The sequence below is a fragment of the Roseateles sp. genome, from assembly GCF_044373315.1.
In the GTDB taxonomy this organism is placed as follows: domain Bacteria; phylum Pseudomonadota; class Gammaproteobacteria; order Burkholderiales; family Burkholderiaceae_C; genus JACDQM01.
The window spans coordinates 1-20,324 of sequence record NZ_JBILQK010000070.1; the positions used below are offsets into that span (position 1 = coordinate 1).

Below are 20,324 nucleotides of genomic sequence, written 5' to 3' on the forward strand. Positions count from 1 at the left end.
AAGCAACTCGGCTGAGAATTGCGGCTGCGCCGCCTTGTCCGCCGTGGCGGTCGTCTTCGTCTTGCGTGGCATTCATGCTCCTTGTCGACATGCTATGCCTCACACACAAAATTTCTGACAGGTTCCCCTTGGGAAGGCGTGTATCTGAGAAATACACCATCTCCCGCAGCGAAGCCGGCCCGGCAGGTGCGCATGGGCGTGCTGTTGGCTATTCGCTGCCGCGACGGTCCTAAGCCCGCCGCATACCAACAGGCCCGCGACCGCATAGCCGCATCACTGATTCAGACCAAGTAGGAACCTCTCATGATTCGCAAACAAGACCCCAGCCAGTCTCATCCGTACCAAAGCCAGCAGCACGCAGCCGCGCCTAAAGCTGGCCCGATGCTCCGGCCGGCCCACCAGGGCCAAGACCCGACCCGCGAGGACGCCAAGCTGCCTGATCCCCGCCTGTCGGAAGCCCAGGCCCGCCGCTGGTCGCCGCTGGTGAGCGTGCCCGGCTTCAACGCCCAGGGCGGCGACCTGGAGCGGCTGCGCGCCTGCGGCATGCAGACCGGCATCGTGAACGGCGTGCTCTGCATCCGCAGCGCCGACCTTGGCCGCGCCAAAGAACTGCTGTCCAGCAACAAGGAGGGCGCGTAATGCTCGAAGCCATCAAGACTCTGCGCGCCGACGAGGCAGCTCTTGCCCAGCGCGCCGCCAGCTTGCGTCAGCGCCGTGATCTGCTCGCTGCTCGTCAGCACGAACTGTCCGACCAGCTCACGGCCATCAAGACCCAGCAGACAGCCTCGGCCGATCTGCTCGCCGATGCACTAGCGGCCGACGATGCAGAAGCCATCGCCAAGGCGCGCAAGAGCCTCGCCAGTGCTTCCGCTGGTGCTGTTGAGGCTCAGACCCTGACGGGCGAGATTCAGGCGCTCCAGGTTGCCATCGCCAAGCTGGAAGCCGATATGGTCGCTGTCGAAGAACGGCGCCGCTCGCTGTTCGGCCGCGAGCGCGCCGCCGTGGTGGCTTTCGCTGATGACATGGCCGGGCCTGTTGTGGCGAAGTGCCGCGCCGCTGCCAGCCAGCTCGGCGAAGCCTTGGCCGAGTTGGCGACCCTGTCCGAGTTGGCCCAAGCCGCCAACGGCCAGCCGCACCGCTTCTGCGGCGTGCTGCCGCCGTCCCTCGACCTCGTGCCGGTTGGCTTGGATCGCACCGAGCCGCTGCGGGTGTTGGTGGCGACCCAGCTTCAGGCCGCCCGGGAGCGTCTACGCGTCATCCTGGCCGATGCGGGCTTCAATGCGGCCGACCAATGAGCGAGATAGACGCACTCAAAAGCCAGCACCACGGCCCGCAAACCCGCGCCGTTGCTGGCTTTGATGAACCACACCCCCTGGGGGCGCGTCGGAGCCGTGCCAACTTGAACAGCCTGGAGGGCGTGGCCCGGGAGCTCGGTCGCGTCTACAGGAGGGCAGACCGTGGCGAAATGCCCTGGGGTGAAGCAACCAAGGCTGCATTCATCCTGACCAGTCTGGGCAAGGTACTGGAGGCGGCCATCATCGAACAGCGACTAACCGCATTGGAGGGCATGGTCAATGAGCAGTAGGCTAAAACGGCTAGAAGCCATCGAGGCTGCCCTGCGTAGGCGCCGGAGCGATCAAGACGAGCTGCTGGCCTTGACGGTGAGCGGCTTGATCGAGCGCGCTTCTGTTCTGATGACCCGAGCTGGCGGGCCGATTCCGCTGAGTGTCGGCTCCAGCGTGGTAACGCCGACGCTCGGGGAGGACGCCTCAAAGTTCATGGGGCGGCTGTTGTCCGCTGTTCACGCTGAAGTTGCCACCCGGGAGTTGCCGTTGTCCCTTGCCGACTTTTACGAGCTACAGCCCAAGATGGCATGAAGGCGTTGGGCTCTGTCAGTGCTTGTTTCGGCGAGCTTGTGCATCCAGTTCGGCGACTTCGACACACCTGTCTAGCTGGCGGGTTAAACGCGACATTCGCCGCTCAGCATGAAGGCCAGCCGTCGGCCAGGTGCGGCCATCGTTCAAGCGGACAAGCAGTCGTTCAATGTTGAAACTCAGAGGCTGCCGAAAGCAGTCCGCACCGCGCAGCACAAAATCCCCTGTTGCGTGTCCCACAGCCAGTCCATGAAGGAGGCAAGACAGCGCTGAATACGTTCTCTGTTTAACAACTCGGGCGCCTCAAAAATCCAGCTGAAAAAGAGCACCACCGAGCGCCGATGGCTTGCACGTCAAGCGCCATCCATGCGCATGCGCCACTTCCATGCAAATGGCCAGGCCCAGACCAGAACCTGGTTTCGTGTTGTCCGGAGCCCGCCAGAACCTTTCGAATACATGGCTGCGCTGGTGTTCAGGGACGCCTTTGCCTTGATCCTCTACGCAGATACCCCGTTGGGTCAGACCGATGCGCACCGTCCCTCCAGTCGGTGAATGATCGACGGCGTTTTCGATCAGGTTTTTCAGCATGACAAACAGTTCACCTGTGTCCGCCATGACCCTGATGTCAGGCGATCCCAGCATGATCTGCAAGCTGACTTCAGCCCTTTGTGCGCGCCACAACAAGAACCTGCTCACTTGTCGCGCAACGTCTTCCAGCAAGACGGGCTGCAGCTTCAGAGGGCGACCACCCGACACTTCTGCCACATGCAGCAGTTGATTGACGGTGCGGCCAAGGGCGTCGATGTCGTTCAATGTCTCTGGAGCCACGCGCTCTGCCTGTCCCTCCAACTGACCGCGCAGCACCGCTATGGGAGTCTTGAGCTCATGGGCAGCGTTGGCAAAAAACTGCTGCTGTGCATCGAAAGCCACCTCCAAACGCGCCAATGCCTCGTTGAAAGCAATGACCAGGGGTCTGATCTCCGTGGGTAAAGGCTCCACCGGTATGCGGGCGGACAAGTTGGCCTGCCCGACGTTGCGTGCAGCCTGACTGGCAAGACGGATCGGCTGCAGCACACTTCTCACGCCCCAATAGCTCAGCACGGCCAAGACAGCTGCAGCCAACGCGGCCATGATGCCCACGGCCTCGGTGACGGCCGGCACGATGGCCTCCTGTGCCAGCTTGGCAAAGCGGTCACTGCGCCCCACTTGAACCCAGTAGTCTCGCTCCTGGATGCGATGGCGCACAGCGGCAACGTGAAAGGGGGTGCGATTGACCTCTGTGCGCAGGTAGTGACCATCCTGCTGGTCCGCTGGTATGCCGGGCAACAGGCTGCTCAAGTCGCCATCTGAAGAGGCGATCACACGACCATCAGTGGTCATTACACGGTATTTGAGGTTTGCGAAAAAGGCGTCAAAACTCTCGGCATCTTGTCCTTCCAACCGCACGGTGACCTGACCTTTATCGTCGACCAGGATGGCTTCTGCGATATCGTGGGTCTGGCCCATCAGGCTTTGATGCGTGATGAAGTTGCCAAAACGCTGGGCAAGAACTGCCTGCACAGACAGATACAAGCCAGCCAGTATGGCGATAGCCAAAGAAAACACCAGCGTCAGGCGAAGCGCAAGGCTAGGTGTTCGGAAGAACCGCCAGTGCATAACCCACGCCTTTTGTGTTGATGATCGATACACCGGATTGCAGCACACCCAACTTGCCACGCAAACGATGGATGGCAACGTCCAGCGCTTTGGGGGTGATCTCGGAGAATGCACCCCAAGCGGCAGACTCCAAAGCCGCTCGGCGAACAACCTTGCCTTCATGCCGCATCAAAGTCAGGATGATCTGCAACTCGCTGGGAGACAACGTGATGGAGGCTGCGCCTACAAAAAGCGTGCTGGCCTGAGCTGACACTTTCAAATCCGCAAAAGAGGATTCATCAGGCAACCACGGCTGGTTGCGTCGCATCAGGGCCTTGACACGGGCCACCATTTCGGCCATTTCAAAAGGTTTGGCAAGGTAATCGTCGGCACCGGTTTCGAGGCCGCTCACGCGGTCGCCCAGCGCATCCCGCGCAGTCAGGATCATGCACGGTATGGACTGTCGAAGGGCCCGCAACTGCGCCAGCAGCGACAGCCCATCGCCATCGGGCAAGCCGCGGTCCAGAATCAGCACGTCGTAACGCGCAGTTTCCAGGAACACGGCAGCATGCCCAAGTGTGGCGACCGTGTCACAGGCCATTCCTTGCGCCTGTAAAGCGGCCGCCACGGCCTGGGCCATGCGTGGGTGGTCTTCAACAATCAGGACTCTGGGCATACTGCAAAGCGTGCAAATCAGAATCGATACGTCACGCCCAAGTTGAACGATGCGGGTTGGTACTTGGGTTTCCCACCCAAGGCGCTGCCCGCATTGGCCGACTTGAAAGACCGGCTGCCCATGTTGCTCCAGCGCAGGTCGGCGCTCGCGCTCCAACGGTCGGACAGATCCACCTCACCACCTACGATGACTTGGGTGGCCAACCCGCCGCGGTGCGAGTACTCCTGCTCTGAACCTCCACGGCTGAGGTCGATATCCAGCTCAGTGACGTAACCCAGTCCTGCGCCGACAAAGGGGCGCACCACGCCCATTTTTTGGAATCGGTAATAGCCATTGAGGAACACCGTCGTTGATGCGAAATCACCCGTAACGGGTACCCCGCCGATGCTGTTAAGTTTGTGGCTGCGATAGTCCCAAGCCAGTTCTGCGGCCCAGCCGTTACCGTAGCGCTGTCCGATAGCACCGCCCAAGCCGGTGCCGCCGCCAAAGTCACCCTTGCCGTTGAGGGTAGCCATGGCAGTTCTTGATTCTGTGAAATTGGTCGAAGCCAGCGTGCTGCTTCCACCATATGCGGTGACGTACAAACCCGCTTTTTCTTGAGCAGCAACCGATAGCGAACACGTCAGCGAAACGCCTGCCAACGCGAAAGGAATGAGCGACTTGATTGGAATGATCATTGCGAATAACCCATTGAGGAGTGAGAGTGGAGGGAGTGCGACGGGGTGAACCCTCCGCCGCGCCACCATTCTTCTGTCAGGAGGGTTACCACAAGGTAACTGGCCTCAATGAATGAAAAATGCCCAACTCAGTCCCACAAAGTCCCACAGTCAAAGCATTGCACAGAGCAAGGCTGGGCTTGACGCTGGTCACAGGCAGGTTGGTTTGCGCTAAACATCACCGATCCGGCATGGTTACCACATGGGCAGTTGGGTTTGCCTGCGATGAAGAGCGTTATGTTGTCCATGTCAGTGGCCTGAAAGAATGGGGGTAATTGGGGGAACGGGCAAGCATAAGCAAACCACGAAACCCGGCATCCACTTACACCCAGTGACCGCTTCGCTCAGAGTCCTTGCATGACCGCAAAGGGTCGAAAGCCGCCAGTCACGGGATGCTACGGCGGACATCGGGCCGCCTCTTGCCACGTTGTCGGCGCGACGCCATCCGTGCTGCTGTTGCTGCCGAACGGCTGCCGCTCTCGCTGGGTGAGTTCTACAGACTCTTGCCGACAGACAGTAGTTCGGCTGCGACGACGACTCGCCACCGCCAAGCACATCGCAGGATGTTGGGTCGGATGTTGGGACCGCCCCGTCGTAATGAAAAAAGCCCAAGCAAATCAATTGCTTGGGCTTTTTATTGGCGGAGAGGGAGGGATTCGAACCCTCGGTACGGGGATACCGTACGCCTGATTTCGAGTCAGGTACATTCGACCACTCTGCCACCTCTCCTGATTAGGTGCTCGCGTGGTTCAGTGCGAGTAAGCCCGCAAGTATAGCGGAGTTTTTCAGCTCCGCAGACGATCAGGCGCGCAAAACTTCAACACCGCCCAGATAGCGGCGCAGCACATCCGGCACAGTCACGCTGCCGTCCGCGTTCTGGTAGTTCTCCAGCACGGCAACCAAAGCGCGGCCGACGGCCAGACCAGAACCGTTGAGCGTGTGCACGAACTCGTTCTTGCCCTGCGCGTTCTTGAAGCGCGCTTGCATCCGGCGTGCCTGGAAGGCGCCCATGTTCGAGCAGGAGCTGATCTCGCGATAGGTGTTCTGAGCCGGCACCCAGACTTCAAGGTCATAGGTCTTGGTCGCACCAAAGCCCATATCGCCCGCGCACAGCAGCACCGTGCGATAAGGCAGGCCCAGCTTCTGCAGAATGGCCTCGGCGTGAAGGGTCATCTCCTCAAGCGCAGCCATGCTGTGCTCGGGTTGCTCGATGCGCACCATCTCCACCTTGTCGAACTGGTGCTGGCGAATCATGCCGCGCGTGTCGCGGCCGGCACTGCCAGCCTCCGAGCGGAAGCAGGGGCTGTGCGCCGTCAGCTTGATCGGCAACTCCGCGGCTTCCAGCACCTGTTCGCGCACCGTGTTGGTCAGCGAGATTTCCGAAGTCGAGATCAGGTACTGCTCCGCTGCTTCCTCGTCACCACCGCGCAGCACCCAGAACATGTCCTCCTTGAACTTGGGCAGCTGGCCGGTGCCTTCCAGCACCTCGCGATTGACGATGTAGGGCGTGTAGCACTCGGTATAGCCATGCTCGTCGCTCTGCGTGTCCAGCATGAACTGCGCCAGCGCGCGGTGCAACTTGGCGACCGGGCCACGCAGGAAGCAAAAGCGCGAGCCGCTCAGCTTCGCACCCGTCTCGAAGTCCAGCCCGAGTGGCGCGCCCAGATCTACATGGTCCTTCACCGTGAAATCAAAGCTGCGCGGCGTGCCCCAGCGACGCACCTCGACGTTGCCCGTCTCGTCAGCCCCCTGCGGCACGCTCTCGTCGGGCAGGTTAGGCACGCTCATCAGCATGGTGTTGAGCTCGGCCTGGATCGCATCCAGGCGCTCGGCACCGGCCTTGAGCTCTTCAGCGATGCTGCCTACCTCCACCATCAGCGCGCTGGCATCCTCGCCCTTGCCCTTGGCCATGCCGATTTGCTTGGAGAGGCTGTTGCGCTTGGCTTGCAGTTCTTCGGTGCGGGTCTGCACGCCCTTGCGCTCGGCTTCCAGCGCCTTGTAGCGGTCGATGTCCAGATATGGTTGCGGATTCTTGCGGGTCGCCAGGCGCGCAACAACAGCGTCCAGGTCCTTGCGCAGCAGAGTGATATCAAGCATTTGATTCAGTGTCCTTTTCGGTCTCGATTCTATGAAAGCAAAGCGGCGCCTCTTTCAGGCGCCGCTTTCACGCGAGTCGCGCCCTGAGATTCAAGATCGAGACGAACTCACTTCGGCCATGGACTTGTCGCCCAGCCCCAGCGGCAGCGGAAACCGCACATGCTCCTCGACGCCTGCCAGACTGCGCACCGCCGTGGCGCCCATGGCACGCAAGCGGGTGATCACTGCCTGCACCAGCACATCCGGCGCCGAAGCGCCTGCCGTCAGGCCGACGCGGCTGCGCCCTTCCAGCCATTCGGGCAGCAGGTCCTCGGCGGCATCGACCATATAGGCAGGCGTGCCCAGCCGCTCGGCCAATTCACGCAGACGGTTGCTGTTGGAACTGGTGGGACTGCCGACCACGATCACCACATCCACCTGCGGTGCCATCACCTTGACGGCGTCCTGGCGGTTCTGCGTCGCATAGCAGATGTCCTGCTGCTTGGGCTCGCGCACCAGCGGAAAGTGGCGCTTGACTGCAGCCAGGATCTCAGCCGCGTCGTCCACGCTGAGTGTGGTCTGCGTCACTACGGCCAGCCGGCCAGGATCCTTGACCTGCACGTGCGCCACGTCCGCAGCCTCCTCCACCAGGTAGATACCGGCGGACAGCTGGCCCATTGTGCCTTCGACCTCCGGGTGTCCCTTGTGGCCGATCATGATGAATTCGTAGCCTTCCTTGTGCAGCTTGGCCACCTCCACATGCACCTTGGTGACCAGTGGGCAGGTCGCGTCGAAGACCTGGAAACCGCGCTCAGCCGCCTCCTGGCGCACGGCCTGGCTGACTCCGTGCGCGCTGAAAACCAGCGTCGCGCCAGCGGGCACATCGGCCAGATCCTCAATGAAGATCGCGCCACGCGCCTTCAGATCGTTCACCACATAGGTGTTGTGCACGATCTCGTGGCGCACATAGATCGGCGCGCCGAATTTCAGCAGCGCACGCTCGACGATCTCGATCGCGCGATCCACGCCGGCACAGAAGCCGCGTGGTTCGGCCAGCACGATTTCCTGGGGCAAGACCACATTTGTCATCACAGGACCCCGATCACTTGGACCTCGAAGCTCACCGGCTGGCCGGCCAGCGGATGATTGAAGTCGAACAGCAGCCACTCTGCGCTCACCTCCCGTACCAGGCCCGCATAGCTGCCCTGGCCGTCGGGGGTCGGGAACTGCACCACATCGCCCACGTTGTACTGTTCATCCGGATCGCCGAGCTGGTGCATCAAGGACAGCTTCACACGCTGCAGCAGCTCGGGATTGCGCTCGCCAAAAGCCTCGCCCGGCGCCAGCTCAAAGCGCGTGTGAACGCCCTCACCGAGGCCGATCAGCCGCGCCTCGATGGCCGGCGCCAGCTCACCCGTGCCCAGCGACAAGGTCGCCGGCTTGTCGTCAAAGGTATTGACCAGATCGCCGCCATCGGGGGCGCTGAGCCGGTAATGCAGGGTCAGGAACGAACCAGCTTGGATGAGATTCACGACTTTTCTTTGTTCGATAGACTGCCGGGATTCTAGGGCCCCGCGTTGCGGAACCCGGATTTCCCCTGATCCCCGACCGCCATGCCTCTCGACCAATTGCCAACCCAGGCGCGTCCGCGCGAGAAGCTGCTGGCGCGCGGGCCTCAGGCCCTGGTCGACGCCGAGTTGCTGGCCCTTCTGCTGCGCACCGGCACGCGCGAGCGTCCCGTGCTGCAACTGGCGCAGGCGCTGCTGGATGACTTCGGCGGATGGGCAGGCTTGCTGAAGGCCAGCATGGCCGACCTGGGGCGCATCAACGGCATCGGCCCGGCCAAGCGCGCCGAGATCGCCGCGGTGCTGGAGATCGCGCGGCGCTCGCTGTTGCAACAACTGGCCGAGGCACCGGTGTTTGACGCGCCGGACGCGGTGCGGCAATTCCTGCGCCTGAAGCTCGGCGGCCTGACGCACGAGGTGTTTGCGGTGCTGTTTCTGGATGCCCAGCACCGGCTGATCACCATGGAAGAGATGTTCCGCGGCACGCTGACGCAAACCAGCGTCTACCCTCGCGAGGTCGTCAAGCGCGGGCTTGACCTGGGTGCCGCCGCGGTGATCCTGGCACACAACCACCCGTCCGGTGTGGCTGAGCCCTCGCGAGCCGACGAGTTGCTCACGCAGGCCTTGAAATCGGCCCTGGCCTTGGTGGACATGCGGGTGCTGGACCATTTAGTCGTGGGCGCCGGCGAGGTCACTTCAATGGCAGAGAGGGGGCTGATGTGAGCAAGGCCCCAACGGTGTTGCACAGCTTGCAAGAGCTGAAAACGCTGCAGCGTGAGCTGGAACTGCAGCGCCGACTGGCCGACGAGCGTGCCGCCCGAGCGGCCGCAGAGGCCCGCCTGGCCGAGCAGGAGAAGCGCGTATTCGAGATCAGCGTCGGCCCGGTCACGCGATTGAAGGACTCACGCCGCGTGCTGCTGACCCGCGCCTTGCCTGAACCGGAACCGCGTCAGCGGGTGCTGGACGAGCAGCAGGCACTGGCCCAGGCCCTGTCCGATGACTTCGACGTGGATTCGCTGCTGGAAACGGACGAAACACTCTCGTTTCGGCGTCCTGAGGTCAGTCCCGAGGTCGTGCGCAAGCTCCGTCGCGGCCATTGGGCCTTGCAGGGCCAGATCGATCTGCACGGCTTGCGCAGGGACCAGGCGCGCGAGGCCCTGGGCCAGTTCATCCACGACAGCGCACGGCGCGGCCTGCGCTGCGTGCGAGTGGTTCACGGCAAAGGCAATGGGTCGCCAGGCCGGGAACCGGTGCTGAAAGCCAGGGTGCGGCGCTGGCTGGTGCAGAAGAACGAGGTGCTGGCCTTCGTTCAGGCCCGCGCCAGCGATGGCGGCAACGGCGCACTGATGGTCTTGCTGTGAGCAGCAAACAGCTCAGAGCGGCGTGTTGCGCATCCAGTCTGCGGTATTCATGAAAGAGGCATCGAGGCGCTCACGCAGCACGGGGTCGAGTTCGCACTCCTGCATGGCCTGACGCATGCATCCCATCCACTGGTCGCGTTCGGCAATGCCGATGGCAAAGGGCAGATGGCGGGCTCGCAGTCTCGGGTGCCCGAAACGCTGTTGATAGTAGTCCGGCCCGCCGAGCCAGCCGCACAAGAACCAGAACAGCTTGTCGCGTGAACCGCTCATATCGCCCGGATGCACGGCGCGCAGCTTTGCGTAGACAGGCTCCAACTCCATCAGGTCATAGAACCGATCCACCAGGGCGCGCACCGCGCCCTCGCCACCGACCCAATCGAAGGCTGTCCGGGGCTGCTCGCTCAAGCCAGGCTCCCGCCCGACAACAACCGCACGGCAAGAGCTTTGACGCCTTGCGCCGCCTCGCAGCCCGGGTACTGCTCCAGCAGCAACTGACGCTTGAGCACCGCTTGGCGAACGGTCGCGTCGTTGCGAACCTCACCCAGCAGATCCAGCTTGAAGCTCTGGCCCGGTGTGGCGCCTACGAAGCGCTGCAGCACCTGCTGCAACTGGCCGCAAATCAGTTTGCCTTCTCCGGCACGGCTGGCCTGATTGACCAGCAGGCCCACATGGCGGCGATCCTGCTGCGTGGCCAGCACCTTGATGGTGGCATAGGCGTCTGTCAGCGAGGTCGGCTCCGGTGTCGCCACGACCATCACGTCGGTCGCCAATGAGACCGCAAACAGCACCACATCGGAGATGCCTGCGCCGGTATCCAGCAGCACCCAGTCGAAACGTGGCTTGACGATCTCAACGATGTGCAGAAGCTTGTCGCGCACCTCCGGTGTCAGGCGCGAATATTCCACCATTCCGGAGCCTGCCAGCAGCACGTGAAAGCCGCCAGGTGCCGGCAGGATGGCCTGCTCCAGCGTCGCCTTCTCGGTGAACACATCATGCAAGGTCAGCTTGGGGTGCAGGTTCAGCACCACATCCAGATTGGCCAAGCCGAGATCGGCATCCAGAACCAGCACACGCTGGCCCTGGGCGGCCAAAGCGGCGGCCAGATTGGCGGTGACGAAGGTCTTGCCAACGCCTCCCTTGCCGCTGGTGACGGCCAGCGTGCGGGCGCCGCTACGCTTGGGGGAGGAACTTGCAGCAGGCGACGGGGTCATACTCATTCGGTGTCCTGTTGCGAGACTGCAAACAACATGCCTTTTTCCTCTGCGCTGACCTGGGAGTCGGTGTGCGGCTCCAGGCAGGCGCGATTGCGACCTTCAGCCTTGGCGCGATAGAGCTGGCGGTCCGCACGCTCCATCCACAGCAGCATCGATGACCGTACCCATTGCGGCGCAAAAGCCCCTCCCAGGCTGATCGTGATCTTGAGTTTCTGCCCCGATGGCAGGGTGATATCCATGCCCTCAACCCGTTCACGCACGCGCTCCGCGACGGTGCGACCAAAGCTGCTCGGGCAGTTCGGCAAGATGATGGCGAACTCTTCCCCACCGACGCGCGCGGCCGTATCCATGGGGCGAACCGTCTGGTCTATGGCCTTCGCAACCGACTGAATCACGACGTCGCCTGCAGCATGCCCATGTGTGTCGTTCACCGCCTTGAAGTGGTCAATATCCAGCATCAACAACAAGGCCGGTTCCCCCGAGCGCGCCACGCGGTCAATTTCGCGGGCCAACGCCATCTCAAAACTGCGGCGGTTGACAAGGCCCGTCAACGCATCCTTGCTCGACAAATCGCACAACGCATCGATCACGCCCTGCAACCAATCCTCACCGTAGGGCTGGCCTTCAGGCAGCAAGGCACCTGCCTGCTGCAGCAGTTGCAGAGCCTGGTCAAGCCGCAGCGCGCGGGCATCGATCAGTTGGGGGGGGTGGAAACTGTTGTTCAAGGCGTCATCAGAGTGCCGAGGCAGTCTAGCAGCGGGATTCCCCTGAGAGGGGCGCGAATAAAACATCAAATCACCGCGCTGTTCACACAATCTTGGTGCGACTTGCGCATGGAAACTGATATCTGATGCAAAAATGAGTTTCGTGCCTGCACGCCTGTGCTGCAGTCGTACCCAGTAGTTCGTTGAGAGCCACGCCCCTATGTCAGCTGCACTCACCCCTTCGGCCGGCGAAGCCATCGACCACGAGTTCAGCTTCAGCCGTGCCGATTTCGACCGAGTTCGGCAACTGATCTACAAGCATGCCGGCATCAGCCTGCATGACGGCAAGCACGCCATGGTCTACAGCCGCCTGTCGCGACGTTTGCGCGACACGGGGCACCGCAGCTTTGCCAGCTACCTCCAATGGCTGGAAGGCGCAACAGGTGCCCAGGCGGATGCCGAGTGGCAGGAGTTCGTCAACTGCCTCACGACCAACCTGACCTCCTTCTTCCGCGAAGAGCATCACTTCCATGCGCTCGCTGACGACCTGAAGCCACTGGCGGGCAAGCCGCTGCGCATCTGGTGCTGTGCCGCGTCGACGGGCGAAGAGCCCTACTCGATCGCCATCACCTGCGCCGAAGCCTTGGGCAGCTCGGCACAGCTGCAGATTGTCGCCAGCGATATCGACACGAACGTGCTCAACACAGCGCGGCGCGGTGTCTACAACGCCGACTCCCGAGGGTTGTCCCCACAGCGCCTCAAGCAGTTTTTCATGCGCGGCACCGGCGCCAACGACGGACGCATCCGTGTGAAGCCCGAGTTGCAGCGCTGGATCGACTTCCGGTCGCTCAACCTGATGGACCAGCAGTGGTCATTGGGCGACCCTTTTCAGATCGTGTTCTGCCGCAACGTGATGATCTATTTCGATGCGCCGACGCAGCGCAAGGTACTGGAGCGCATTCATCGCGTGATGAAGCCCCATGGCCTTCTGTTCGTCGGCCACTCAGAGAACTTCACCGAGTCCCGCGATCTGTTCCGCCTGCGTGGCAAGACCATCTATGAACGCGTCTGATCTCGCCGTCCTCGCCACCTTCGCAAAGGTCGACAGAAAACAATGAGCACGCCCACGACCTCCTCCGGCTCCGGCGCCGGCTCGCTGATTTCCAGCGGCGCTGGCGCTACGCGCGTCGCGCAACTCAAGGCCCAGCCGCGCAAGCCGGGCGAGGCCTCGTTCTTCTTCTACGACGCGCATTTCAAGAACGCAGCCGTCAAGATTCTTCCGGGCGAGTACTTCGTCGACAACGAGGACATCCTCGTGATGACAACACTCGGCTCATGCATCGCCGCATGCCTCTGGGACCGCCAGGCTCAGGTGGGCGGCATGAACCATTTCATGCTGCCTGAAGGCGCCGGTGACTCAGGCCGCTACGGTTCGTTCGCGATGGAACTGCTGATCAACGAGCTGATGAAGCGCGGCGCCTCCAAAAGCCGCATGGAAGCCAAGATCTTCGGCGGCGGCGCGGTGATCGCGGGCATGAACACCATCAATGTGGGCGAGCGCAACACCAACTTCGTGCTCGACTATCTGAAAACCGAGCGCATTCCGGTCGTATCAAAGGATGTGATGGACATCTATCCGCGCAAGGTCTGCTTTCTGCCGCACAGCGGCAAGGCCATGGTCAAACGCCTGGCGCCGACCAACACGGACGCGCTGGTCCAGCAGGACCGTGCAGCGGCACAGAAGGCACAGCCAGTGGTCTCGTCCGGCGGCTCCGTCGACCTGTTCTGATCCCCACGCCTGATAGAGGAGTAGCAAGCAATGGCAAAAACAAAGGTGGTGGTGGTCGACGATTCGGCGCTGGTGCGGTCCATCCTGACCGAGATCATCAACCGACAACCCGATATGGAATGCATCGGCGCCGCCAGCGATCCGCTGATGGCGCGCGAGATGATTCGCAACCTGAACCCGGACGTGATCACGCTGGACGTCGAGATGCCCAAGATGGACGGGCTGGACTTCCTGTCACGCCTGATGCGACTCCGCCCCATGCCGGTGGTGATGGTTTCCACGCTGACCGAGCGCGGCGCTGATGTGACGCTGAAAGCGCTTGAACTGGGCGCCATTGATTTCGTGGCCAAGCCCAAGATCGGCGTGGCCGACGGTATCCGTCTGCTGGCCCAGGACATTACCGACAAGATCCGCATCGCGGCCAAGGCCCACATCCGACGCGCTGCTGCACCGGCACCCTCAGCCGCTGCGGGCGCGCCCGTGGCTGCCAAGCCAGTCACCATGGCAAGCGTCGGACGCCTGTCGACCGAGAAGATCATCTTCATCGGTGCCTCCACCGGTGGCACCGAAGCGACCAAGGACGTGCTGATCAATCTGCCAGCGGACTGTCCCGCGGTGGTCATCACCCAGCACATGCCGCCCGGCTTTACCAAGAGCTATGCGGCACGCCTGGACGGCTTGTGCAAGATTCGTGTGAAGGAAGCGCAGGACGGCGAGCGGATCCTGCCTGGCCACGGCTATATTGCACCGGGTGGTTTCCATCTGAGCGTCGAGCGCTCGGGTGCCAACTACATCGCTCGAGTGCAAGATGGCGAGCCAGTGAACCGCCACAAGCCCTCGGTCGAGGTGCTCTTCAACTCAGCAGCCCGCGTGGTCGGACCCAACGCGCTGGGCATCATGCTCACTGGCATGGGCGCCGACGGCGCGCGTGCGATGAAGGTGATGAAGGACGCCGGCTCGTACAACTATGTGCAGGACGAAGCCAGCTGCGTGGTGTTCGGCATGCCGCGCGAAGCCATCGCCGCTGGCGCCGCCGACGAGGTGCTGCCCCTGTCCGAGATCGCGTCGCATCTGATTGACCGTCTGCGCAAGACTGCCGGCGGTTCGCTCAACCGGGTCTGATCCGGCTCAGGCCTGCAGGAAAAGCGCCTGCAGGTCACTCAGGAAATCAAAACCTCTAGGCGTGGCTTGGATGCGCGCCGGGTCAGGCACCAGCAAGCCCTTGTCACGTCCCGACTGCATGGCGGCGGCGATGGCACCCAGTGACAAGCCCGTGCGCTCCGCGAAACTCGGCAGGGGCACGCCGTCTCGCAGGCGCAATGCGTTCAGCATGAACTCGAAGGGCAACTCATCCGCCCCGACCTCGTGCTCGTTGGACACGGCCTGGCCTTGACTTGCCTTGCTCATATAGGCCGCCGGCTCGCGCCAACGGACCTGACGCAGCACCCGATGCGCGAATGACAGCTTGCTGTGCGCACCAGCGCCGATGCCCAGGTAGTCGCCAAACTGCCAGTAGTTCAGATTGTGGGCACAGCGGTGTCCAGCCCTGCCGTAGGCGGACACCTCATAGCGTTCCAGACCTGCCGCAGCGGTTCGAGCGGTGATGAGATCCAGCATCTCGCTGGCCAGATCCGCATCGGGCAGATGCTCGGGCGGCTTGAGTGCGAAGCGCGTGTTCGGCTCAATCGTCAAGTGGTAGACGGACAGATGCGGCGGATTGAAGCCCATCGCTGTGTCCAGCTCAGCCCCCAGCTCCGCCAAGGTCTGGCCCGGCAGCGCATACATCAGATCGATGTTGAAGGTCTCGAAGCACCGCGAGGCCTCTTCCAGAGCGGCCTGGGCCTGCTCGCTGCTGTGCACGCGGCCCAATAGCGCGAGTTTGGCATCGTCAAAGCTCTGCACGCCGACCGACAGCCGCGTCACCCCGGCGTCACGGAAGCCCTTGAAGCGGTCGCGCTCGAAAGTGCCTGGGTTGGCTTCCAAGGTGATTTCGCAAGCAGGTGCCAAGGGCAGGCGTGCGCGCAGGTCCGAAAGAAGCTCGGCGATCTGCTCAGGCGCGAACAGGCTCGGCGTGCCGCCACCGATGAAGATGGACACCACCTGGCGCCCCCAGATCAGCGGCAAAGCAGACTCAAGATCGGCGCGCAGCGCCGCCAGGTACTCGCGGGCCGTGGCGGCAGGCAACTCCTTGCCATCGCGCCACTCATGCGAATTGAAATCGCAGTAGGGGCACTTGCGCAGACACCAGGGCAGATGCACGTACAGGGAGAGCGGCGGCAGAGCTGCCAATTCAAGCGCGCCAGGCTTGAGCCAGCGGATCCTCGCCTCAGCCAAGATGCCAGACCTCACGCATCTGACGCGCCAGATCAGCCGCCGCCAAGGCGCGATGGCTCAGCCGGTTCTTCTCCGCGCTGGCCAGCTCGGCCACGGTCTGCCCCAACTTGGGAATGAACATCAGCGGGTCGTAGCCGAAGCCGCCCTCGCCCTTCAATTCAGCCAGGATTTCGCCTTGCCAGCGGCCCATCGCCACGAGCGGCTCAGGATCCTCGGCCGAACGTACGGCCACCAGTGCGCAGACGAAGCGCGCGCGCCGATCGGACGCACTGGCGAGCTTTTCCAGAAGCACGGCGTTGTTCTCGGCATCGCTCTTGGGCCGACCGAACAGCGTGGCATAGCGCGCCGACAACACACCCGGCGCGCCGCCCAGCGCCTCGACCGCCAGCCCGGAGTCATCCGCCAGAGCCGGCAGGCCACTGGCAGCGGCGGCATGCCGTGCCTTGGCCAGGGCGTTCTCGACAAAGCTGGCAAAGGGCTCTTCGGCCTCGGGGATGCCCAGGCTGCCCTGCGTCAACAGCTCGACGCCCAGCGGCGCGAACAGCGCCTGCAGTTCGAGCAGCTTCTTGGCGTTGTTTGAGGCCAGCACCAGCTGCATGTTCAGAGCCCCAGCACCTGTTTCTGAGCCGCCAGCAACTCGCGGATGCCCTTGTCGGCCAGATCGAGCAGCGCATTCATCTCGGCGCGCGAGAACGCTTCGCCTTCGGCCGTGCCCTGCAACTCGACAAAACCGCCGGAGGCGGTCATAACAACGTTCATGTCGGTATCGCAGGCCGAGTCTTCGGTATAGGCCAAGTCCAGCAGCGGCGTGCCGGCATGGATGCCCACCGAAATGGCGGCCACAGCCTCGCGGATCGGCGAGAAGGCTATCTTGCCTTCGGCCATCAGCCAGCTGACCGCGTCGTGCGCCGCCACATAGGCGCCGGTGATCGCGGCCGTGCGCGTGCCGCCATCGGCCTGCAGCACATCGCAGTCCAGGGTGATGGTGCGCTCGCCCAGTGCCTTGAGATCGAACACGCAGCGCATCGAGCGGCCGATCAGGCGCTGGATTTCCTGTGTGCGGCCGCTTTGCTTGCCGCGGGCGGCTTCGCGGTCGCCACGGGTGTGGGTGGCGCGCGGCAGCATGCCGTATTCCGCCGTCACCCAGCCTTCGCCGGAGCCGCGCTTGTGCGGCGGCACACGCTCTTCCACCGAAGCCGTACACAGCACCTTGGTGTTGCCAAACTCGACCAGCACCGAACCTTCAGCATGGCAGGTGTAGTTGCGGGTCAGGCGGACAGGGCGCAACTGGTCAGCACTGCGGCCATCGGCGCGCAACGCGGCGTTTTCTTGACTCATGGGGACAGACCTTTCAGCTCTTGCTCTCGTTGTTCTTGCGGAGCGCGCGGCTCTGACGGATCGCTTCCTGGATCTCGCGCACCGAGCGTTCGATCTCTTCCTCGTCCATCTCCAGGCGCAAGTCCTGCTCGCCGGCCGCAGCCTGGATGGTCGAGGCAAAACTGCTGCCGTCCAGATCACGCATCGACACCGCTTGCTCCGGCTCGGCATCACCCTCCCACTCGACGGCGAGGGCGGTGACATTGTCGCAGCGCTCACCGCCATGGCGCAGCGCGAGCTCCACCATGTCCGGCACCGCTTCGCTGATGCCACGGGCGGCCAGCAGGCTGACCAGCCTGTCATCCGCCACATTGCCCCACAGGCCGTCGGAGCACATCATCAAGCGGTCACCCGCCTCCAGGGACAAGGGGCCGCTCTGGTCCACCATGGGCCGCCCGGGGCTGCCAAGGCAGGTGAACAACACATTTCGATTGAACCGTTCGCCGGCTCTTTCGACACGCCCCAAGGCCTCCTGCAATTCGCTGTACGAGTGATCACGGGTTCGGGCCAGCAGTTGCCCCCCGCGGACAAGGTACAGTCGCGAGTCGCCGCAATGGACCCACCAAGCCTGACCCGCCTGAACCACAGCAGCCACCACAGTCGTGCGCGGCGTATCGGACAGGCCCTTGTCGGCGCCATAGCGCAGCAGCAGCTGGTGTGCAATCAGCACACCGTCGTGAAGGAACTGAGCCGGATCAGCGAGCGTCGGCCGCGCATCGCGTTGGAACATCGCCGCCAGGGTCTGCAAGACCATCTGCGAGGCCACCTCGCCCTCGGGATGTCCGCCCATCCCGTCGGCCACCGCAAACAGGCCGGCCTCCCGCGTGTAGCAGTAGCCCATGCGGTCTTCGTTCTTCTCCCGCCCTCCACGTCGGCTGATCTGGTAGACGCCGAACTTCACGCCTTGGCCCCGGACTTGAGATTCTCCAGTTGCAGCTTCAAGCGTTCGCTGAAGCTCAATTTGGTGTAGCGCCGCTCCGTCTCACGGGCCAGTTCCTTCTGCAGCGCAAACACGCTTTGCGGGCGCGACAGCGGATCGAGCGACATGCACCACTCGGTCACCTCGATCAGGTTGTCCGAGTAGACATTGCGCAGGCGCGACAGGCTCAGCGCCAGACGGTCCTTCTCCAGGCGCTGGGGCGCGTCATTGGGCGGGTAGCCCTGCATGCAGGCGTAGATGCAGGCGCCGATGGCGTAGATGTCGGTCCAGGGACCGAGCGAGCCGTCGCGGCGGTACATCTCCGGCGCTGCAAAGCCCGGCGTGTACATCGGGCGGATGAAGTTGCCTTCCTTGCTCAGCACCTCGCGTGCCGCGCCGAAATCCAGCAGCACCGCCTTGTTGTCGTTGGTGATGAAGATATTGGCCGGCTTGATGTCCAGGTGCAGCATCTTGTGCTGGTGCACGATGCGCAAGCCGCGCAGGATCTCGTCGAACAGGCTGCGGATGGTGGACTCGCGGAACACCTTGTCGCGCTTCAGATCGCGCGCCGTGACGATGAAGTCCTGCAGGGTGTCGCCCTGCAGATAGTTCATCACCATGTAGACGGTTTCGTTCTCGCGCAGGAAGTTCAGCACCGACACCACGCTGGGGTGCGAGATCTGCGCCAGCGAGCGCCCTTCCTCGAAAAAGCTGCGCAGGCCGAGCCGGTACAGCGGCTGTTTCTCGGGCTTGACGCGCGGCGTCAATTCGCCGGGCGAGCGCTCGGCCAGCGACGAAGGCAGGTATTCCTTCAGAGCCACCAGGTGGTGCTCGGGATCCTCGGCCAGATAAACGACGCCGAAACCGCCAGCGGCCAGCTTCTTGATGATCTGGTAGCCCCCAACAACCGTACCTGCCGGCAAGGGCGCCGGTTTGGGCTTTGACATAATCGCGTTTTGATAGCTACACCGGATGCGAGATGCCAGTCTACAGCATGACGGGTTATGCCAGCGCGAGCTCGCATGCCCTCCCCCAGGCCGAAGGCGGCCCTGCTTCGAAGGCCAGCGTGACGGTGGAAATCCGCTCGGTCAACGGTCGTTTTCTCGACCTCGGTTTCCGCATGCCGGAAGACCTGCGCGGGCTCGAACCGGCGCTGCGCGAGTTGCTAAGCGGCAGCGTCAAGCGCGGCAAGATCGAGCTGCGCATCAACACCCAGCGCGAGGGTGACAGTGCCTGGCCGCAGCCGCAGCCCGAGCAGCTCAATCGCCTGGCCCAGCTGGAGAGCACCGTGCGCGGCTGGCTGCCGCAGGCCCAGGCTTTGAGCGTGCACGAGGTGATGCAGTGGTGCAAAGGCGGCGGCGCGACCGAGAAGCTCGACGACGCCACGCTGGACGCCGCCAAGCGCTGCGTCGCCGGCTTGCTGGAGGCGCGCGAGCGTGAGGGCGAAAAGCTGGTCGCCATCCTCATGGAGCGCATTCAGCACCTGCAAGCACTGGCCAGCCAGGCCGAGCCGCTGGTGCCGGCGGTGGTGCAGCGCCAGCAACAGCGCTTCCTGGAACGTTGGCAAGAGGCGCTGATCTCGACTGGCGCGGCCCAGAGCCTGCCGGAAGAAGCTCTGCGCGAGCGCGCCCTAAATGAAGCCGCGGCATACGCCATCCGTATCGACGTCGCCGAGGAGCTGGCGCGGCTGCGCGCCCACCTCGAAGAGATCGCCCGCCTGCTGAAGAAGGGTGGCGAACTGGGCAAGCGTCTGGACTTTCTGATCCAGGAACTGCACCGCGAGGCCAACACCCTAGGTTCCAAGTCAGCCGCGCTGGAACTGACCAATGTCTCGGTGGAGATGAAGGTCGCCATCGAGCAGATGCGCGAGCAGGTCCAAAACATTGAGTGACTTCTCGGCGCGTCTCACAACGCGCCAAAGGAACTCGATAACCTGTTGATCCACAATGTTTTTTGTCCCAATCCGTCCCAGAGCGTCGCAGTAAAGCGCGTCCCCGATTTGGGGTTTATTGTGGGGTTCGTGTGGGGTTTTTTGTGGGGTCTTTTTGCGTCTTCCATGATGCGAAATTTCCCAGAACGGAACC

The 20,324-nt window shown here is 63.0% G+C and carries 24 protein-coding genes and 1 tRNA gene; 10 read left to right on the forward strand and 15 right to left on the reverse strand.

Annotation, left to right across the window (positions count from 1 at the left end; translation table 11 throughout):
* Positions 1–381 precede the first annotated feature (381 nt).
* From ACIQ67_RS14710 to ACIQ67_RS14725, 4 genes are all read left to right on the forward strand, one after another.
* Positions 382–639 carry a hypothetical protein gene (locus ACIQ67_RS14710; RefSeq protein ID WP_397535128.1) on the forward strand — a complete coding sequence of 86 codons (258 nt, stop codon included), beginning with the start codon at positions 382–384 and terminating at the stop codon, positions 637–639.
* Positions 639–1,295 (forward strand): hypothetical protein, encoded by a 657-nt coding sequence (locus ACIQ67_RS14715; protein WP_397535129.1) that lies wholly within the window; start codon positions 639–641, stop codon positions 1,293–1,295. Before ACIQ67_RS14710 ends, ACIQ67_RS14715 begins: the two co-directional genes overlap by 1 nt.
* A 104-nt stretch (positions 1,296–1,399) precedes the next feature.
* Entirely contained in the window at positions 1,400–1,585 is a 186-nt protein-coding gene (locus tag ACIQ67_RS14720; protein ID WP_397535130.1) for a hypothetical protein, read from the forward strand.
* Positions 1,575–1,877, forward strand: coding sequence for a hypothetical protein (locus ACIQ67_RS14725; protein WP_397535131.1), 303 nt, complete (start codon positions 1,575–1,577; stop codon positions 1,875–1,877). The genes ACIQ67_RS14720 and ACIQ67_RS14725 overlap by 11 nt, the downstream gene beginning before the upstream one ends.
* A 300-nt stretch (positions 1,878–2,177) precedes the next feature.
* Here ACIQ67_RS14725 and ACIQ67_RS14730 read toward each other — a convergent pair whose 3' ends face one another.
* The 7 genes from ACIQ67_RS14730 to ACIQ67_RS14760 all read right to left on the reverse strand — a co-directional run bounded on the left by ACIQ67_RS14730 (position 2,178) and on the right by ACIQ67_RS14760 (position 8,509).
* Positions 2,178–3,530 (reverse strand): ATP-binding protein, encoded by a 1,353-nt coding sequence (locus ACIQ67_RS14730; RefSeq protein ID WP_397535132.1) that lies wholly within the window; start codon positions 3,528–3,530, stop codon positions 2,178–2,180.
* A complete protein-coding gene (locus ACIQ67_RS14735) occupies positions 3,502–4,185 on the reverse strand; it encodes a response regulator transcription factor (protein ID WP_397535133.1) in 684 nt (227 codons plus the stop codon). Before ACIQ67_RS14735 ends, ACIQ67_RS14730 begins: the two co-directional genes overlap by 29 nt.
* 17 nt (positions 4,186–4,202) lie before the next feature.
* Positions 4,203–4,862, reverse strand: a complete 660-nt coding sequence (locus ACIQ67_RS14740; RefSeq protein ID WP_397535134.1) for an OmpW family outer membrane protein — start codon at positions 4,860–4,862, stop codon at positions 4,203–4,205.
* A gap of 677 nt (positions 4,863–5,539) precedes the next feature.
* Positions 5,540–5,630, reverse strand: a tRNA-Ser gene (locus ACIQ67_RS14745).
* Positions 5,631–5,702: 72 nt separating this feature from the next.
* Positions 5,703–6,998, reverse strand: coding sequence for a serine--tRNA ligase (serS, locus tag ACIQ67_RS14750; protein WP_397535135.1), 1,296 nt, complete (start codon positions 6,996–6,998; stop codon positions 5,703–5,705).
* A 90-nt stretch (positions 6,999–7,088) separates the two neighbouring features.
* On the reverse strand, positions 7,089–8,066 hold the full coding sequence (gene ispH, locus ACIQ67_RS14755) for a 4-hydroxy-3-methylbut-2-enyl diphosphate reductase (protein WP_397535136.1): 978 nt from the start codon (positions 8,064–8,066) through the stop codon (positions 7,089–7,091).
* Positions 8,066–8,509 (reverse strand): peptidylprolyl isomerase, encoded by a 444-nt coding sequence (locus tag ACIQ67_RS14760; RefSeq protein WP_397535137.1) that lies wholly within the window; start codon positions 8,507–8,509, stop codon positions 8,066–8,068. The genes ispH and ACIQ67_RS14760 overlap by 1 nt, the downstream gene beginning before the upstream one ends.
* An 81-nt stretch (positions 8,510–8,590) precedes the next feature.
* Between ACIQ67_RS14760 and radC the strand changes: the two genes are divergently transcribed.
* The gene (radC, locus tag ACIQ67_RS14765) at positions 8,591–9,265 is read left to right on the forward strand and encodes a DNA repair protein RadC (RefSeq protein WP_397535138.1); all 675 of its coding nucleotides are present in this window, start codon (positions 8,591–8,593) and stop codon (positions 9,263–9,265) included.
* Positions 9,262–9,903, forward strand: a complete 642-nt coding sequence (locus ACIQ67_RS14770; RefSeq protein ID WP_397535139.1) for a Smr/MutS family protein — start codon at positions 9,262–9,264, stop codon at positions 9,901–9,903. The genes radC and ACIQ67_RS14770 overlap by 4 nt, the downstream gene beginning before the upstream one ends.
* 12 nt (positions 9,904–9,915) lie before the next feature.
* Here ACIQ67_RS14770 and ACIQ67_RS14775 read toward each other — a convergent pair whose 3' ends face one another.
* From ACIQ67_RS14775 to ACIQ67_RS14785, 3 genes are read right to left on the reverse strand one after another with little or no spacing between them, the layout of a single operon-like run.
* The gene (locus ACIQ67_RS14775; protein ID WP_397535140.1) at positions 9,916–10,308 is read right to left on the reverse strand and encodes a group II truncated hemoglobin; all 393 of its coding nucleotides are present in this window, start codon (positions 10,306–10,308) and stop codon (positions 9,916–9,918) included.
* Positions 10,305–11,120 (reverse strand): MinD/ParA family protein, encoded by an 816-nt coding sequence (locus ACIQ67_RS14780; RefSeq protein ID WP_397535141.1) that lies wholly within the window; start codon positions 11,118–11,120, stop codon positions 10,305–10,307. Before ACIQ67_RS14780 ends, ACIQ67_RS14775 begins: the two co-directional genes overlap by 4 nt.
* Positions 11,117–11,842, reverse strand: coding sequence for a GGDEF domain-containing protein (locus ACIQ67_RS14785; protein WP_397535142.1), 726 nt, complete (start codon positions 11,840–11,842; stop codon positions 11,117–11,119). The genes ACIQ67_RS14780 and ACIQ67_RS14785 overlap by 4 nt, the downstream gene beginning before the upstream one ends.
* Positions 11,843–12,041: 199 nt before the next feature.
* Between ACIQ67_RS14785 and ACIQ67_RS14790 the strand changes: the two genes are divergently transcribed.
* The 3 genes from ACIQ67_RS14790 to ACIQ67_RS14800 are packed head-to-tail and all read left to right on the forward strand — an operon-like array spanning position 12,042 to position 14,732.
* Positions 12,042–12,893 (forward strand): CheR family methyltransferase, encoded by an 852-nt coding sequence (locus tag ACIQ67_RS14790; RefSeq protein ID WP_397535143.1) that lies wholly within the window; start codon positions 12,042–12,044, stop codon positions 12,891–12,893.
* A gap of 42 nt (positions 12,894–12,935) precedes the next feature.
* Positions 12,936–13,610 carry a chemoreceptor glutamine deamidase CheD gene (gene cheD, locus ACIQ67_RS14795; protein WP_397535144.1) on the forward strand — a complete coding sequence of 225 codons (675 nt, stop codon included), beginning with the start codon at positions 12,936–12,938 and terminating at the stop codon, positions 13,608–13,610.
* Positions 13,611–13,640: 30 nt separating this feature from the next.
* Complete coding sequence (locus ACIQ67_RS14800; RefSeq protein ID WP_397535145.1) at positions 13,641–14,732, forward strand: chemotaxis response regulator protein-glutamate methylesterase; 1,092 nt, start codon at positions 13,641–13,643, stop codon at positions 14,730–14,732.
* Between the two features lie 6 nt (positions 14,733–14,738).
* Here ACIQ67_RS14800 and hemW read toward each other — a convergent pair whose 3' ends face one another.
* Genes hemW through ACIQ67_RS14825 form a run of 5 tightly spaced genes read right to left on the reverse strand, consistent with a single transcriptional unit; the run spans position 14,739 to position 19,187 of the window.
* The gene (hemW, locus tag ACIQ67_RS14805; protein WP_397535146.1) at positions 14,739–15,944 is read right to left on the reverse strand and encodes a radical SAM family heme chaperone HemW; all 1,206 of its coding nucleotides are present in this window, start codon (positions 15,942–15,944) and stop codon (positions 14,739–14,741) included.
* Complete coding sequence (gene rdgB, locus ACIQ67_RS14810; RefSeq protein ID WP_397535147.1) at positions 15,937–16,542, reverse strand: RdgB/HAM1 family non-canonical purine NTP pyrophosphatase; 606 nt, start codon at positions 16,540–16,542, stop codon at positions 15,937–15,939. The genes hemW and rdgB overlap by 8 nt, the downstream gene beginning before the upstream one ends.
* Before the next feature lie 2 nt (positions 16,543–16,544).
* The gene (gene rph, locus ACIQ67_RS14815; RefSeq protein WP_397535148.1) at positions 16,545–17,282 is read right to left on the reverse strand and encodes a ribonuclease PH; all 738 of its coding nucleotides are present in this window, start codon (positions 17,280–17,282) and stop codon (positions 16,545–16,547) included.
* Between the two features lie 13 nt (positions 17,283–17,295).
* Positions 17,296–18,222 carry a PP2C family protein-serine/threonine phosphatase gene (locus ACIQ67_RS14820; protein WP_397535149.1) on the reverse strand — a complete coding sequence of 309 codons (927 nt, stop codon included), beginning with the start codon at positions 18,220–18,222 and terminating at the stop codon, positions 17,296–17,298.
* Positions 18,219–19,187 carry a serine/threonine protein kinase gene (locus ACIQ67_RS14825; RefSeq protein ID WP_397535150.1) on the reverse strand — a complete coding sequence of 323 codons (969 nt, stop codon included), beginning with the start codon at positions 19,185–19,187 and terminating at the stop codon, positions 18,219–18,221. Before ACIQ67_RS14825 ends, ACIQ67_RS14820 begins: the two co-directional genes overlap by 4 nt.
* 32 nt (positions 19,188–19,219) lie before the next feature.
* Here ACIQ67_RS14825 and ACIQ67_RS14830 point away from each other — a divergent pair, with 32 nt between their 5' ends.
* Complete coding sequence (locus tag ACIQ67_RS14830; protein ID WP_397535151.1) at positions 19,220–20,131, forward strand: YicC/YloC family endoribonuclease; 912 nt, start codon at positions 19,220–19,222, stop codon at positions 20,129–20,131.
* The last annotated feature ends 193 nt before the right edge of the window (positions 20,132–20,324 follow it).